The organism is Streptomyces sp. 2323.1 (genome assembly GCF_900221035.1).
GTDB classification, from domain to species: domain Bacteria; phylum Actinomycetota; class Actinomycetes; order Streptomycetales; family Streptomycetaceae; genus Streptomyces; species Streptomyces sioyaensis.
In genome coordinates this window covers 6,411,594-6,427,017 of sequence record NZ_LT907981.1, presented here as the reverse complement: position 1 = coordinate 6,427,017, position 15,424 = coordinate 6,411,594, and the positions used below count along the sequence as shown (strand labels likewise).

General features: G+C 73.6%; 10 protein-coding genes. 4 read left to right on the top strand and 6 right to left on the bottom strand.

Annotation, left to right across the window (positions count from 1 at the left end):
• Window positions 1–8: 8 nt before the first annotated feature.
• Together CPH93_RS27675 and CPH93_RS27670 are read left to right on the top strand one after the other, a co-directional pair.
• Window positions 9–674 (top strand): hypothetical protein, encoded by a 666-nt coding sequence (locus CPH93_RS27675; protein ID WP_173909896.1) that lies wholly within the window; start codon window positions 9–11, stop codon window positions 672–674.
• Window positions 658–1,521: an inositol monophosphatase family protein gene (locus CPH93_RS27670; protein WP_096214384.1), complete on the top strand. Its 864-nt coding sequence runs from the start codon at window positions 658–660 to the stop codon at window positions 1,519–1,521. Before CPH93_RS27675 ends, CPH93_RS27670 begins: the two co-directional genes overlap by 17 nt.
• A gap of 52 nt (window positions 1,522–1,573) precedes the next feature.
• Here the strand turns inward: CPH93_RS27670 and CPH93_RS27665 are convergent, their stop codons facing one another.
• Window positions 1,574–2,716: an SLC13 family permease gene (locus CPH93_RS27665; protein ID WP_231977487.1), complete on the bottom strand. Its 1,143-nt coding sequence runs from the start codon at window positions 2,714–2,716 to the stop codon at window positions 1,574–1,576.
• A gap of 120 nt (window positions 2,717–2,836) precedes the next feature.
• Here CPH93_RS27665 and CPH93_RS27660 point away from each other — a divergent pair, with 120 nt between their 5' ends.
• Window positions 2,837–8,812, top strand: coding sequence for a TIR domain-containing protein (locus CPH93_RS27660; protein WP_096214382.1), 5,976 nt, complete (start codon window positions 2,837–2,839; stop codon window positions 8,810–8,812).
• Between the two features lie 252 nt (window positions 8,813–9,064).
• On the opposite strand, the gene CPH93_RS27650 is transcribed toward CPH93_RS27660, so the two are convergent.
• The 4 genes from CPH93_RS27650 to asnB all read right to left on the bottom strand — a co-directional run bounded on the left by CPH93_RS27650 (window position 9,065) and on the right by asnB (window position 13,313).
• A complete protein-coding gene (locus tag CPH93_RS27650) occupies window positions 9,065–10,024 on the bottom strand; it encodes a pirin family protein (RefSeq protein ID WP_096214380.1) in 960 nt (319 codons plus the stop codon).
• A 70-nt stretch (window positions 10,025–10,094) separates the two neighbouring features.
• On the bottom strand, window positions 10,095–10,871 hold the full coding sequence (gene ddaH, locus CPH93_RS27645; protein WP_096214379.1) for a dimethylargininase: 777 nt from the start codon (window positions 10,869–10,871) through the stop codon (window positions 10,095–10,097).
• A gap of 35 nt (window positions 10,872–10,906) precedes the next feature.
• Window positions 10,907–11,296: a GntR family transcriptional regulator gene (locus CPH93_RS27640; RefSeq protein WP_096214378.1), complete on the bottom strand. Its 390-nt coding sequence runs from the start codon at window positions 11,294–11,296 to the stop codon at window positions 10,907–10,909.
• A 166-nt stretch (window positions 11,297–11,462) separates the two neighbouring features.
• On the bottom strand, window positions 11,463–13,313 hold the full coding sequence (asnB, locus tag CPH93_RS27635) for an asparagine synthase (glutamine-hydrolyzing) (RefSeq protein ID WP_096214377.1): 1,851 nt from the start codon (window positions 13,311–13,313) through the stop codon (window positions 11,463–11,465).
• Window positions 13,314–13,553: 240 nt separating this feature from the next.
• On the opposite strand from asnB, the gene CPH93_RS27630 reads away from it, so the two are divergent.
• Window positions 13,554–14,483 (top strand): GNAT family N-acetyltransferase, encoded by a 930-nt coding sequence (locus CPH93_RS27630; protein WP_096214376.1) that lies wholly within the window; start codon window positions 13,554–13,556, stop codon window positions 14,481–14,483.
• Between the two features lie 22 nt (window positions 14,484–14,505).
• Here the strand turns inward: CPH93_RS27630 and CPH93_RS27625 are convergent, their stop codons facing one another.
• A complete protein-coding gene (locus CPH93_RS27625) occupies window positions 14,506–15,240 on the bottom strand; it encodes a class I SAM-dependent methyltransferase (protein ID WP_096214375.1) in 735 nt (244 codons plus the stop codon).
• Between the last annotated feature and the right edge of the window lie 184 nt (window positions 15,241–15,424).

Here is a 15,424-nt window from a genome sequence, read left to right as displayed (position 1 = left end):
ACAGCCCCATGGATCACCGACAGCTCGAAGAGGCCATGAGCCGGCCCGGCGCGGCCACGGAGATCTTCGAGACGGCCGCCTCGGTCCTGGAAGAGATCGCCGCCGGCCGCCGCGGAGTGCGCGCCGTGCGGCATCCGCTCGGCTTCACCTGCTTCCCGGTGGAGCGCATCGGCGACCGCGGCGTCTGTGTGCACGCCTTCGGGGGCGAAGCGGACGAGGAGGCGGCGCGGCCGACCACCTCGCCGGTGCACTCGCACAGCTGGGAGCTGACCAGCTGTGTGCTGTACGGGGCGGTGGGCAATCTGCGCGTACGGGTCGTCGAGCGGCCCACGGAACCCACCCACCGGGTCTTCGAGGTCCTCAGCCACCCCTCGGGCGTAGACGAAATCCAGCCGACTTCTCGCCTGGTGAGCTGCGGGCCGGGCACCGAACAGACCAGCCTGCGCGGCACGGTCTACACCCTGCCGGCTGGAGAGTTCCACACCACCGTCGTCCCCGAGGGCGGCGTCGCCGCCACGCTGGTGCTCGGCCGGTCTCTGCCCGGGCGCTTCGACCTTTCCCTCGGACCGCTGCACGGCACCGGTCATCAAGTGGTACGACAGGCTTGCAACGCCGAAGCGACCGCCCGGACCGCCCGGACCGTCCTCAGGAGGATCCATGACCCCCACCCCTGACGACCCGTCGGAACAGTTCGCGGCCGAGCGGGAGCTGGCCGTCTCCGCCGCGCGGGAAGCGGGCGCCCTGCTGCGCTCCCGTTTCCAGGACGACTACCGGGTCCGGGCGAAGGGCGACGACGGTGACGTGGTCACCGAACTCGACCTGCTGGCCGAGGAGTTGATCGTCGGCCGCATCCAGGAGCGCTTTCCGCACGACCGGATCCTCGCCGAGGAGGCCGGGGCCCTGGAAGGCGACCGGGCGGCCAACGGCACCTCCCGCACCTGGCTGATCGACCCGCTCGACGGCAGCAACAACGTCGTCATCGGCCTGCCCGCCTATGTCGTCGGGATCGCCCTGTGCGTCGGCGACGCGGCCGCCGTCGGCGTCGTGCACGACCCCGTCACCGACCGGACCTGGACCGCGCTCGCCGGCTGCGGCGCGTACGGACCACTGGGCCGGATGACCGGCCCCGGGCGCTCGCTGTCGCCCGCGGGGCCGCTGCTCGCCTGGACCCAGGGGCACGGGGTGGCCCGTGACGATCCGACGGCGGGGGCCCTGAAGGAGGTGCTGGAGGTCCGCTCCCGGCGGCTGCTCCAGCTGTGGGCGCCCCTGCTGACCTGGTCCATGCTCGCCCGCGGTGCGATCGACGGCTTCGTCGGCTACCGCGCGGAGGCCATCGACCTGCCCGCGGGCGCGCTGCTCGCCACGGAAGCGGGCGTGGAGATCCGGGCCCTCGACGGCAGCCCCTTCCGCGGGAACGCCACCGGCCCGGACACCGACCGCAGCTTCGTCGCCGGGCGGCCGGACGACATGCCGTATCTGCTGGATCTGGTCGGGCGGAGCGCGGCGGCCGGAGTCCGCTGAGCGGGGCCTGAGGGGCTGACGCGGTGATCCCGCGCTCCCGTCCGGCCGGCGCCTAACCGGCCAGCGCGAGCGCCACGGTGGCAGCCGGCAGGGCCCCGGCGGCGAGCAGCGCTCCGGTGCCCATGAAGCTCTTCAGCGACACCCTGACGCCCTGGGCATGGCAGCGCTCGAACCACAGCAGCGTCGCCAGCGAGGCCCAAGGTGTCACCACCGGGCCGACGTTCGTCCCGATGAGCAGCGCCAGCAGCTGGTCGTGGTTGCCCACCGGCACGGCGGACTCCCCGGCCAGGTAGACGGGCAGGTTGTTGAGCACGTTGGACAGCCCGCCGCCGACGGCCGCGGCGCGGAGCATGCCGAGCAGCCCGCCGTCCGGGCCGATGGCGGAGGCCAGTATGGCGTGGAGCCCGTTCACATTGACCGTCTCCACCACCAGGAACAGCCCCGGCACCAGGACCAGCAGCCGCCACGGTACGAGCGACAGCCGGAGCACGCCCCTCCGGCGGACCGCGAACGCCGCCACCGCCACCCCGGCAGCCGCTGCCGACGCCGCCCACAGCGGGATGTCGGCGAGCAGAATGGCCAGCAGAAAGCCGACGCAGGCGAGCCCGCAGACGCGGAAGAGCGTGCGGTCCGCGGGCCGGTGCACCGCCGGCGGCGGGTAGTTCTCCGCGCCGCGCTTGCCGCTGCGCCAGAAGAACAGCCACAGACAGCCCATGCTGACCGCGATGGCCGCCAGCTGGGGAGCCCACATCTTCGCCGCCAGCCCGGCGGGAGTCAGCGCGACGCGGTCCGCCGCCAGCAGGTTCGTCAGGTTCGACACGGGCAGCAGCAGACTCGCCGTATTGGCCAGCCACACCGTCGTCATGGCCAGCGGTACGGGCGCGATGCCCACCCGCGAGGCGAGCGCCAGCATGACGGGGGTGAGCAGCACCGCGGTCGTGTCGAGGTTGAGCGTGATCGTGGTGAGCGAGGCGAAGGCCACGCACAGCACGAACAGCGCGGCGTAGCTGCCCCGCCCGGCCCGCGCCACTCCGGAGGCGACCACATCGAACACCTCGGCCGCGCTGGTCAGTTCGGCGAGGACGATCACCGTCCCGAGGAAGGCGAGCAGCGGGGCGATGCGGAGCATGGCGTCCCCGGCGGGTTCGGCCGGAAGGAGTCCGGTGGCAAGACACAGCAGGCCGCAGGCGAGCATCCCCCCGGCCAGCCAGTCGAGCACATGCAGACGTTTTATGGCGGCACGCACCCGCAAAGCATGGCACACCATTTGTGCGAACACGGTGTCCGCCAACGATCGGCTCCCTAGGATGGCGTCATGGTCGGGCGTCAGGAACTTACGGGGGAAACACAGCTGTTGGACTTCTTCATCAGCTATTCACCAGCCGACGAACGATGGGCTTCCTGGATCGCCTGGACGCTGGAGGAGGCCGGTTACCGCACCGTCCTGCAGGCCTGGGATTTCGTGGCCGGCACGAATTTCGTCGACTTCATGGACCGCGGCGTCAGCGAGTCCGCCGCCGTCATCGCCGTCCTCTCCCGGAACTACGAGCGCTCCCGGTACGGGCGGATGGAGTGGCAGGCCGCCTTACGTGCCGACCCCGACGCCCCGGAGCGCAGGCTGATCACCGTCCGCACCGAGGACATTCCGGTCGAGGGGCTGCTCGCCACCATCACCTATGTCGATCTGGTGGGGGTCAGTGACACCACGGCCGCCCGCGACCTGCTGCTCACCCGCGTCGGCCAGGCGCTGGAGGGCCGGGCCCGGCCCACCGCGCGCCCCGGCTTCCCCGGCGGACCGCCCGGTGCCCCCACCGCCGTACCGAGCATCCCGCGGCCGGCCGGGCCCTCTCCGGACCGGCCGCTCGGCCGGCCGGGCTGGGCAGGGCGCCGGCGGCCGGCGGTCCCGCCGCGCTACCCGCAGGCCGCGGAGTCGAGCCCGTCCAGAGAAGCCGTCTCGGTGCTGCACCTCGCCGGGCCGTGCTTCGGCCGCGGCGCCGAACCGGCAGCGCTGCAGGCGGCCATCTGGGGCGACCTCGTCGAACTCGCCGATGCCGGGGCGCCCGACCCCGACCTCCTCGTCGTCACCGGCGACCTCACGGCGTCCGGCAGTCCACGGGAGTGCGAACAGGCCCTCAGTTTCCTGACCGGTCTGCGGTCGCGGCTCGGCCTCGACCCCGACCGGCTCGCCGTCGTACCCGGCGGGCAGGACGTCAGCCAGGCCGCCTGCCGTGCGTACTTCAGCACCTGCGAAGCCGACGAGATGCAGCCCAGGCCGCCCTACTGGCCCAAGTGGCGGCACTACCACCGGCTGTTCCAGGAGCTCTACCAAGGGCTCGACGTCGTCTTCGACGGCGACCAGCCCTGGAGCCTGTTCCCCATCCCCGACCTGCGAACGGTCGTCGCCGGGCTCAACTCCTCGATGGCGTACAGCCACCGCCCCGACGACCAGTACGGCCTGCTCGGGCCGGAGCAGGCCGCCTGGTTCGCCCAGGCGCTGCGCCCGTACGAGCAGGAGGGGTGGCTGCGGATCGGTGCCCTGCGGCACCCGGTGGGGGCGGACCGGCCGCTCACCTCCGACGACGGGCCGGCAGCGGATCCGGACCGGAGCCCGCGCCGCGGGGCCGGTCCTGACACCGCATCCGGCGCCGCACCGGTACGCGACAGCGACGTCCTCGCCCGGCTCACCGGGCCGCGGCTGCACCTCCTGCTGCACGGGCCCGCCGGCAACCCCCGGGCCGCGTCGGCCGCGCCCACCGCCGCCGCGCTCCCCCTCGCCGCCGGCGAGCTGCCGGTCTTCGGTTCCGCCGCCCCGGCCCGGCACCAACTGCTCCGGATCACCGACGACGGCGTCACCCGCTGGCCGGAGCGGTCCGACGGACAACCGCGGCGCTTCGCGACCGCATGGCCCGGCGGCCGGCGCGTCTTCGGCGGCCAGGAGGCGTCGAACGCCCCGGGTGGCGAGGCGTCCGGCGGCACGGACGCGGCGCTGGCGGCCGACGCCGGTTCCGCGGCGCCCGCGCCGGAGGACTGCCGTACCGTCGAGGACCCGCTCGACACCCTGATCGCCCGGGTCACCGAGGTCTGCCGTACCCGCCACGAGGGGGCCCAGCTCCGGCGGGTGCCCGGCGACGTGCCGCAACTGCTCGTCACCTGGACGGAATCCGGGTTCGTCCGGCAGCAGCGGGTGGCGGTCTGTGCCGGTACCCCGCAGCCGGAGTTCGTCGACCGCTTCCTCGACCACATCCATGCGTCCGAGTCGGTGCCCGACGCCGAGCTCGTCCACGACGGCCCGCCGCCCGCGCCGGAGCTGCGGGAACGGGCCCGCCGCCGCGGCGTCCGGGTGCGCAGCTTCACCGAGTTCCAGGGGCTGCTGGATCTGCGCGGCTATGTGACCCGCCAGACCGAGCGGCTCAGTACCGATCTCCAGTACCACCCGAGCCTCTATCTGCCGCAGCGCTACCGCGAGGTCGAGCGGCCCGGCGGAGCGGAGCGCGACGGGCTCGTCCAGGACATGCTGCGGCTGCTCGACGCCGACCACGGCCGATTCGTCCTGCTCCTCGGCGACTTCGGCCACGGCAAGACCTTCGCCCTGCGCGAGCTGGCCCGCCGCCTCCCCGAGGAACTCCCCCAGACCGTCCCGCTGCTGATCGAGCTGAGCACCCTCGACAAGGCCCACACCATCGACGGCCTGGTGGCGGCCCATCTGGCGAGCCACGGCGTCGACACCATCGATCTGCGGGCCTTCCGGTACATGCTCCGCCAGGGCCGCATCGTCCTGCTCTTCGACGGCTTCGACGAACTGGTCAACCAGGTCAGCTACGAACGCGCCGCCGACCACCTGCAGATGCTGCTCGACGCCGCGGTGGACAACGCCAAGATCGTGGTCAGCAGCCGCACCCAGCACTTCCGGTCGCAGGCCCAGGTGCTGACCGCGCTCGGGGAACGCGTCGGGCTGCTGCCGCAGCGCCGGGTCCTGGCCGTCCAGGAGTTCTCACCGCAGCAGATCCGCACCTATCTGGTGAACCGCTACGGCGACGAGCACGCCGCCGACCGCCGGCTCCGGCTGCTCGAAGGCATCCCCGACCTGCTCGCGATGTGCCGCAACCCGCGCCTGCTCAGCTTCGTCGCCGACCTCGACCACGAGCGGCTGCGCGCCGTCGCGGGCGCCGGCCGGGCGCTGAGCCCCGCGGGGCTGTACGAGGAGGTGTTCACCTCCTGGCTGCAGTACGAGGAGCGCCGTGGCCAGGGCGGCCCCGGCAGCACCCCCGGGCTGAGCGAGCGTCAGCTCTGGCGGGGCGTGACGACCCTTGCGCTGCGCCTGTGGGAGAGCGGCCGCAGCGCGCTGCGGCTGGACGAACTCAACGACGTGGGCGAGGTGCTGACCGGCCTCGCCGACAGCAGGCTGTCCGTGCCGCAGGCCGCGCACGCCGTCGGGTCGGGCAGTCTGCTGCTGCGTACCGACGACGGCCTGTTCCAGTTCATCCACGGCTCCGTGGTCGAGTGGCTGGTGGCCCGGGAGGCCGCCGCCCAGCTGGGGAACGACTCGGGCCCCGAGGACAGCGGTCTGCTGGCCCGCCGCCCGCTGAGCCAGCTGGCGGTGGAGTTCCTGTGCGACCTCGCCGACCACCGCACCTGCCAGCAGTGGGCCGAACGCGTCCTGGCCGACGGTGCCGACGAGGCGGGCCGCGCGCAGAGCAGCTCTCGGGAGAGCGACGAGGTCGCCCGGGCGAACGCGGTCAAGGTCCTCAGCCGGCTCCGGGTGCCGGCCCACACGGATCTGCGGGGCGCCGTCCTGGCCGGGGAGGACCTCTCCTACCGCGACTTCTCCGGCGTCGACCTCACCCGTGCCGACCTCACCGACGCCGGCCTGGTCGGCGCGGACTTCTCCGGTGCCGTCCTGCGCGACACCTGCCTGGCCGGGGCCCGTCTCGACGAGGCGAAGCTCACCGGCGCCGACCTGCGCGGCGCCGATCTGCGGATGGCCCGGCTGCTCCGCGCCGACCTGCGCGGCGCCCGGGTCGCCGGCAGCCACTGGCACCGGGCCGCCCTGATCAATGCGGTCGCCGACGAGGCCACGCTGAACACACCGGAGCTGCGGGCGGCGGCGGTCGCCCCCGGCATGCCCGTCGAGTCCGGCTTCCGGCCGTCCGCGGTCGGCGTGCCGTACGGCTTCGACATGCGCACCAGCCGACTTCCCGAGCCGGTCTCCTACAGCCCCGACGGCGAACTCCTCGCCGTGGGCAGCGAGGACGGCGGCGTGCTGGTGTGCGACGCCGCCACCGGTACCGCGGTACGCACGCTCCAGGGGCACACCGGCCGGGTCTACGCGGTGAAGTTCCGCGACCGGGTGCTCGCCACCGGCGGCGCGGACGGCACCGTCCGACTGTGGGACCCGGTCGCCGGCACCTGCCTCCATCAGCTGGAGGTGCACCCGGACGGGGTGTGGCCGGTGTCCCTGGACGAGGCCGGGGCGCGGCTGGCGACCGGCGACTCGGAGGGCACCGTCATCGTGTGGGAGGTGGCGACCGGGACGCCGTTGCACCGGCTGTACGGCCACACCGCGCCCGTCTACACCGCGGTGTTCAGCCCCGACGGCCGCACCCTGGTCACCGGCGACGCGGCCGGGTCCGTACGCCTGTGGGACACCGGGTCCGGCCGGCTCCTGGGCGAACTCGAAGACCATCGGGGACCGGCGTACCGTGCGCGGTTCAGTCCGGACGGCACCCTCCTCGCCACCGGTGACATGGGCGAGGACGAGCGCGGCACGGTCCGTGTCTGGGAGGTGGCCGGACTGCGGCTGCGGCACGAGTTCACCGGCCACGCGGGGCGTGTCTACACCCTCGACTTCCACCCGGGCGGCAGGCTGCTCGCCAGCGGCGACACCACCGGACAGGTACGGCTGTGGGACCCGGTGAACGGAACTCCCGCCGGGACGCCGTCGGATGGCGGCGGTGCCGTCTACCAGGTGGTGTTCGACCCCGAGGGGACCATGCTGGCCGCGGGCGGCAGCGACGGTTCGGTCCGCCTGTGGCGGGTGGCGCAGGGGTCCGCTGGCTGGACGGTGGCACCGCTGCGGCAGCAGCCAGCGGACCATCAGGGGTCGGTCTGGGCCTGCCGGTTCCGGCCGCGGAGCCGTTTCGGCGCCCGGGAGACCGACCCGATGCTGGTGACCATCGGCAACGAGGGCCTGGTGCGGCTGTGGGACACCTCCACCGGCCAGGGCAGGCGGATCCTCCGCGGCCACGGACGGCGCGTCGCGAGCCTGGCGTTCAGCCCCGATGGGGCGCACTTGGCGGCGTGCGGCAACGACGGCGTGGCCCGGGTGTGGGAGTCCGCGACCGGCCGCCGGATACGAGAGTTCGCCGGCGACCACGACCGCCTGATCTCGGTGCTGTTCGTCCCCGGGAGGCGCCAACTCGCCACCGCCAGCAGCGATGGCGACGTCTACCTCTGGGACGCCCTCACCGGTGAGTACCAGCGCGAGATCGACGCCGAGACCGACCATGTGTGGGCCGAGGCGTTCAGCAGCGACGGCAGGATCCTCGCCACCGCGAACGACGACGACACCGTAGCGCTGTGGTACCGCAGTACAGGGGCCCGCGTGACCACGCTCGCCGACCACCGGGGCCGGGTGCGGTCGATCGCGTTCAGCGCGGACGGGGCGGGCCTGGCCACCGGCTGCGACGACCGGTTCGTACGGCTGTGGGACCTCGCGGACGGCCGCCTCCTCGCCGAACTCGCGGGCCACACCTCGCGGGTGTATGCGGTGGCGTACGGGCCCGGAGACGCGTGGCTGGCGAGTGCGTCGTGGGACGGCGAGGCCATCATCTGGCGGGACGGCGAGCTCCAGCACCGGCTCCGGGGACACGTCGGCCGCCTGTGGACCGCCGCCGCCCACCCGAGCCGGCCGCTGCTGGCCACGGCGGGCGACGACCGTGTCGTACGCCTCTGGAACCCGCTGGACGGACGTGAGACGGCCCGGCTGACCGGCCACACCAGCCGCATCCTCACCGTGGCCTTCAGCCCGGACGGCTCGCTGCTGGCCAGCGGCGGTGAGGACGGCACGGTCCGGCTCTGGAACGTCCCGGCCGACGGCGAGCCGACCCCGCGGGCCACGCTGATCGGCGTGCCGGGAGGCTGGGCCGCGCTGACTCCGTCGGGCGGCTACAAGTACGAGGGTGACATCGCGGGCGAGTTCTGGCATGTGGTGGGCATGTGCCGGTTCGAACCCGGCGAACTCGACGAACACCTTCCCGGTGTGCGGCGCCTTTCGATGGACGACCCGATCTGAGGCGCCGCTCCGGCAATCGGTTGTGCCGTCCCCCGTGGTCGTAGCGACCAGCGCTTGGTGACCCGGTGGCATTCGACGAATGCGCTGAGCCAATTGGTCGGTGGTCCGCAACTACCGCATCCCCGGCTACGCCGATATCCCCCGCACCGACGTGCTCCTGGTGGACTCGATGGATTCCGTGGGGCCGCTGCGGTCGAAGGGGATGGCGGAATGCTGTATCAACCTGGTGGCCCCCGCGTTGGCGAATGCGCGTCAGCGCGCCCGACCCCGAGGTTTCAGCGGCACCGGCGGCAGTGCGGGAGCCGGCAGCCGGTCGCCGTCGTAGCCCGTCACCTCGCCGAAGCGGGAGCCGGACATCCAGTCCGACCGGGCCTCTTCGATGTCCTCCTGCGACCGGCCGACGAAGTTCCACCACATCACGATCTGCTCCTCGAACGGTTCGCCGCCGAGCAGCATCAGGCTGCTGTCGGCGTCGGAGCGCAGCGGCAACTCGCTGCGGCCGCAGCCGAGGTAGAGGAGGGCGCCGGGGCCCAGGCGGACGCCGTCGACCTCGCTCTCGCCGGCGATGGTCAGCGCCGCGTACTCGAAGTCGGGGTCGACGGGCAGCCGGGTGTCCGTGCCGGCGGCGAGTGTGAGGTCGGCGCCGACCAGCGGGGAGTACGTGGTGCCGGGCGAGGTGGCGCCGTCCAGTTCGCCGAGGAGGACGGTGGCGGACAGCCCACCGCCGTCGATCACCGGCAGGTCGGTGTGGTGCTCGAAGGCGGGGGCCGTGTCGCGGTGTTCGCCGGGGAGGGCGACCCACAGCTGGGCGCCGTGCAGGAAGGGGCCGTGGCCGTGCGGGGACCCCTCGGAGTGGGCGATGGCCCGGCCCGAGGTCATCAGGCCCAGTTCCCGGGGGCGGACGGTCTGCAGGCTGCCGAGGCTGTCGCGGTGCAGTACCTCGCCCTGGCGCAGCCAGCTGACGGTCTGCAGACCCATGTGCGGATGCGGCGGCACCTGCATACCGGGCTCGCCGACGATGTCGTCGGGGCCGTAGTGGTCGACGAAGCACCAGGCGCCGACCATCCGCCGGCCGAAGTTCGGCAGCAGTCTGCGGACGACGGTGCTCTCGCCGAGCGGCACCTGCTTGCCGGGCTGGACGTCGCGTACCGGGCCCGTACGGGCGGTGCCGCCGCACAGGCTGGGCGCGGGTCTGAGGTCGAGGTTGCTCATGGCGTCACGATAGGCGCGGTCGGGGGTGCGGTCCGGGCAGGCGCACGAGGCGCCGCGGGGTGATGCCCCCTCATGTATACAGCTCGCGCAGCCGTACCGAGAGGCAGGTCACGCAGCCCTCCAGCTTCTCGAATTCGCCGATGTCCACGACGACCGGTTGATATCCGAGGTCGGTGAGGAGCTCCGCGCTCTTCGGGGCGCCGGCGGCCATCAGCAGCTTGCCGCCGCCGAGCAGGACGACGTGGGCGCCGGATTCCTCGGGGACGGGCAGGAAGCGGGGGAACAGGGCGGGGTCGTCGACCAGTGGCGGGTAGCCGATGACGGTGCCGTCCGGGAGGGCGGTGACCGCGGATTTGAGGTGCAGTACGCGGCTCACCGGTACGGCGACCACGCGGGCGCCCAACGGTTCGAAGGCGGCGCGGAGTTGGCGTATCCCCTCGCCGTTGGTACGGCCGCCGCGGCCGACGTAGACGGTGTCGCCGACCTTGAGGACGTCGCCGCCGTCCAGGGTGGCGGGGGCCCGGATCTCGTTGACGGAGCAGCCGAGTGCCTCGGCCGCCGCGCGGGCGGCGGGCACCTCGGGGCGGCGGACGCCGGCGCCGGGGCGGGCGAGGAGTGCGACATTGCGGAACATGACCACGGTGTCCTCGACGAAGACCGCGTCGGGGCAGTCGTCGGCGGGGGCGACCTCGGTGGTCTGCCAGCCGTGGTCGCGCAGCACCTGTACGTAGGTCTCCCACTGGCGCAGGGCGAGCGCGGGGTCGACCGGGCGCCGGTCGATATGGGTGACCAGGCCCTCGGCGAGGCGGGGGCCGGGGCGGCGGACGAGCGCCTGCTGGCTGGGCATGCGGATCCTTTCGGGCGGCGGCGGGGTCCGGGCGGTCAGGCGTCGGCGTCGTAGGTGGCGCGCAGGGCGTTCTCGACGGCGGCGAGGGCGGCGCGGTGGTCCAGGCCGAGGCGCCGGGCGCGGCGGGCGTAGGTCTCGGCGGCCGCGGCGGCCTCCTTGTCGGCGGCCTCGCCGGCCGCCGCGATGAAGCTGCCGTTGCGGCCGCGGGTCTCGATCACCCCGTCGGTCTCCAGGGCGCGGTAGGCCTTGGCGACGGTGTTGGCGGCCAGCCCGAGGTCCTCCGCCAGGCCGCGGACGGTGGGGAGTTTGTAGCCGACCGGCAGGCCGCCGTCCCGGGCCTGATCCGCGATCTGGGTGCGTACCTGCTCGAACGGCGCGGCGGAGGCCGCCGGATCGATGGTGAGGGACAAGGTCTGCGGGGACACGGGGGCGCTCCTGTTGCTGGTGGTGGGGCGGCTGGGGCGACGACGCGGCTGCCCGGGGTCGTACCGGGAGACGTGCCGTGCGCGGAACCGCCGGTGCGCTTGTTTGTCGCATCCATTGTGCGCCAAGAGCGCCCGCCGTGCCGGGAGGTGCTATCCCGCGGGGTGGTCACAGGGCGAGGGTGGTGCCGGTCGTCCGCAGCCAGGCGTTCATGCCGAGGACGAGTTCGGCGCACGGGCGGATGTCGTCGCTCGCCCCGTCGGCGGTGGCCTGGGCGGTGGCCTCGGGGTCCAGCAGCGGCCGTACGGGGGCGTCGCGGTCGGCGCACAGCGCCTTCAGCTCGGTGCGCAGCGCCTCGTTGTAGCGCGGGTCCTGGGTACTGGGATAGGGGCTCTTGACCCGGTCGGCCACCAGGGCGGGGAGCACGTCGCGGGTGGCGGCGCGCAGCAGCGACTTCTCCCGGCCGTCGAAGGTCTTCATCGTCCAGGGGGTGTTGAAGACGTAGTCGACGAGGCGGTGGTCGCAGAACGGGACGCGGACCTCCAGGCCGACGGCCATGCTGGCCCGGTCCTTGCGGTCGAGCAGGATCTGTACGAAGCGGGTCAGATGCAGATAGCTGATCTCGCGCATCCGGCGCTGATGGCCGGTATCGCCCTCGTGGTACGGCACTTCGGCGAGCGCCTCGCGATAGCGGCGCTGCTCGTAGCCGGGCAGGTCGAGCTTGCCGAGCAGGCCCTTGTCCAGCAGGGCCTCGCGGGTGGCGTTGCCGCCGGCGAACCGGCCGGAGAGGCCGGCGGCTATCCAGGGGAAGTTGTCGGCGTGGACGGACGCGGGGTCGTGGAACCAGCTGTAGCCGCCGAAGACCTCGTCCGCGGATTCGCCGGACAGGGCGACCGTGGACTGTTCGCGGACGGCCTGGAACAGCAGGTAGAGGGAGGTGTCGCCGTCGCCGAAGCCGTTGGGCAGATCGCGGGCGGCGAGCACCGCGGCGCGGTGGCCGGGGTCCATCAGGTCGGCGGTGTCCAGGACGATGTCGCGGTGGTCGGAGCGGACGTGCTCGGCCAGGGCGTGGGCGTACGGCCCGTCGGGGGTGCCGCGCAGAGCGTCGGGCGTGAAGTTCTCGGTGTAGCCGGTGAAGTCGACGGCGAACGAGCGGACCGGTCCGCTGCCCGCTTCCGCGAGCGCCTTGGCGGAGAGCGCGGTGATGACGGAGGAGTCCAGGCCGCCGGAGAGCAGGGTGCACAGCGGCACATCGGCGATCAGCTGGCGGGCCACGATGTCGTCGAGGAGTTCCCGGATGTGCGCGACGGTGGTGTCGAGGCCGTCGGTGTGGTCGCGGGCCTCGAGGGCCCAGTAGCGGGTGACGGTCGTCCCGGCGCGGCCGACCCGGACGATATGGCCGGGGCGCACCTCGTGCATGCCCTTGTAGACGGCGTGGCCGGGGGTCTTGGTGAAGGTGATCAGCTCGGCGAGGCCCTCGGTGTCGACGGTGGGCCGTACGGCGGGGTGGGCGAGGATCGCCTTGGGCTCGGAGCCGAACAGCACTCCGTCGGGGGTGGGGTGGTAGTAGAGCGGCTTGATGCCCATCCGGTCGCGGATCAGCAGTAATTCCTCGGTGCGTGGGTCCCAGAGCGCGAAGGCGTACATGCCGTTGAGGCGCTCGGCGCAGGCCTCGCCCCACTCGAGGTAGGCGTGCAGCACCACTTCGGTGTCGCTGTGGGTGCGGAAGGTGTGGCCCAGCCCGGTCAGTTCGGCGCGCAGCTCGCGGTAGTTGTAGACCTCACCGCTGTAGGTGGTGACGACCAGGGTGCGGCCGTCGTGGTCCACGGTCATGGGCTGGGTGCCGCCGTCGATGTCGATGACGGCGAGCCGGCGGTGGCCGAACGCGGCATGGGTGTCGAGCCAGATACCGGCCGCGTCCGGCCCGCGGCAGGCCATGGTGTCGGTCATCGTCTCCAGCGTGGGGCGCTGGGTCGTGAGGTCGTTGTCGTAGGAGATCCATCCGGTGATTCCGCACATGAGGCGGCCCCTCCTTCGTGGCAGCGACGGGCGGCCGCGCTCCGGCGGCGGCCCGTGCCAGCACCGTACGCGCGAATAGGTGTATGGGCCACACAAACCGCGCACGGGCCGCGCGGATCGAGCCATCCGCGCGCCGCGGGGCGGAAAGCACGCCACGGAGCGGAAAGCGGACGTACACCGCACCCCGCCCGCCGGAAAAGCAGCGGCGCACCAGCGCACCGGCGCGTACTCTCCGCCGTCATGACGCCTACCGTGCGCGACTTCCGCCCCTCCGACGCCAAGGCCGTCGCCGAGCTGCGACGGGCCGCCCTGCCCTTTCTCCTCTCCACCCCGCAGGGCATCGCCTGGGAGGTCGCCACGGCCCCCGCGGCGCAGCGTCTGCGGCTGTTCGTCGCCGAGCTGGACGGCAGGGTCGTCGGCGCGATCCGGGCCGTGCTGCTGCATGACGCCGGCGCTCCGGGCCAGGCCGCGGCCACGCCTCAGGTCCACCCGGACCACCGCGGCCGCGGCGTGGGCCACGCCCTGCTGACCGCGGCCGAGGACCATCTCGCCGCGGCCGGCGCCGCCCGGCTCTACGCCTGGGCGGTGGACGGGACCGGCGCACCGGCCTTCGCGGAACGCCACGGCTACCGCCGCACCCGGCAGGCCCGCTTCCTGCGGCTCGCTCTCACGGCCGCCGCACTGCCGCCGCTCCCCGCCGCCCTGCCGCCCGGTGTCCGGCTGCACACCGGCGCGGACTTCGAGGCCGACCCGCGCCGGCTGTACGAGGCGGACGCCGAAGCCACCGCGGACGAGCCGGGCGATGTCCCGGCCGACGCCCTGGCCTACGAGGACTGGCTGCTGCGCACCTGGGAGCACCCCCATCTCGACCTGGACCTCACCTCGGTGGTGACGGTCGACGGCGAGATCGCCTCCTTCACCCTGGCGGCCACCGACGGCCGCACCCGCTACTCCTCCGCGATGACCGGCACCCGCCGCGCCTTCCGCGGCCGGGGCCTGGCCCGGCTGGCCAAGACCGCCTCCCTCCACCGCGCCCGCGACGCCGGCTACACCGAGGCGTTCACCGGCAACGACGCCGCCAACGCCCCGATGCTCGCCGTCAACCAGGCCTTCGGCTACCGGCCGTGCGCCGGGGAGTGGCGCTACGTACGCGAGCTGCGGCGGGACTGAGAAACCGCCCGCGGCCGAATCCTCACCCGTTCGGCGACGCGAGAGGGGCCGCCGCTGCCACGGCGCTTCCCCGGCCCGGGACTTCGGCGAGCAGCACATAGCGTTCATCGGTCACCTCCTTGCCCCACAGCGCCGGCTCGTCCACCAGGCTCTCCACCCGCGTCCACGCCGCCAACGGCTCCACGAGGGAGGTGAGTTCGGCGGCCGACACCCCTATGGGCTCGGCCTCGCCCCAGCGGCCCTCCACCAGCACCAGCCGGCCCCCGGGAGCGAGCAGACCGGCCCAGCGGCGCAGCGCGGCCCGGGCGTCGGGCAGCGCCCACAGGACATGACGCACCAGGACGGCATCGAACCGCCGCTCCCCCACGGGCGGTTCGGCGGCGTCACCGACCAGGAAAGCGGCCTCCCGGCCGGCGAGCTTGGCGCGCGCCCGGGCGATCATGCGCGGTGAGCGGTCGATGCCCGTGACGCGATGCCCCTGTTCGGCCGCGAGCAGGGCCAGGCTTCCCGTCCCGCAGCCCAGATCGAGGACGGCGGCGGGCCCGGACGGCAGCCAGCCACGCAGCCGGGCGGCCCAGGCGGCGCGGACGGCGGGGTCCCGCAGGCCGTGGTCGGGCTCCTCGTCGAACGAGGCGGCGGCCGCTTCCCAGTAGGCGGCGTCCGCGGTCGGCAGGGGCGATTCCCCCCGGCCGGCACGGGGGTTGGCGGATCCGGCGAAGGGCCGGCGGGACGGGTCGGCAGGTGCGTCGGTGCTCATGTGCCGATGGTGGCAGCGACCACTGACAACGCCGGTCGGACGCGGTGCGCGGGCAGGCCGGGCGGGCCGGAGCGCGGCGCCGGGAAGGGCACCGGCGGGGGTGAGGGAGTACCGTGGAAAAGGCCGGTACGGTGCGTCGATGTCGTCCGCAACAGGGCGTCCGTCGCAGGTGGTACCGGCATTG

Bases quoted from the DNA above. Each gene is read 5' to 3' on its own strand.
- CPH93_RS27675 (WP_173909896.1), top strand. From the start codon at position 9: ATGGATCACCGACAGCTCGAAGAGGCCATGAGCCGGCCCGGCGCGGCC.
- CPH93_RS27670 (WP_096214384.1), top strand. From the start codon at position 658: ATGACCCCCACCCCTGACGACCCGTCGGAACAGTTCGCGGCCGAGCGG.
- CPH93_RS27665 (WP_231977487.1), bottom strand. From the start codon at position 2,716: ATGCTCGCCTGCGGCCTGCTGTGTCTTGCCACCGGACTCCTTCCGGCC.
- CPH93_RS27660 (WP_096214382.1), top strand. From the start codon at position 2,837: ATGGTCGGGCGTCAGGAACTTACGGGGGAAACACAGCTGTTGGACTTC.
- CPH93_RS27650 (WP_096214380.1), bottom strand. From the start codon at position 10,024: ATGAGCAACCTCGACCTCAGACCCGCGCCCAGCCTGTGCGGCGGCACC.
- ddaH (WP_096214379.1), bottom strand. From the start codon at position 10,871: ATGCCCAGCCAGCAGGCGCTCGTCCGCCGCCCCGGCCCCCGCCTCGCC.
- asnB (WP_096214377.1), bottom strand. From the start codon at position 13,313: ATGTGCGGAATCACCGGATGGATCTCCTACGACAACGACCTCACGACC.
- CPH93_RS27630 (WP_096214376.1), top strand. From the start codon at position 13,554: ATGACGCCTACCGTGCGCGACTTCCGCCCCTCCGACGCCAAGGCCGTC.
- CPH93_RS27625 (WP_096214375.1), bottom strand. From the start codon at position 15,240: ATGAGCACCGACGCACCTGCCGACCCGTCCCGCCGGCCCTTCGCCGGA.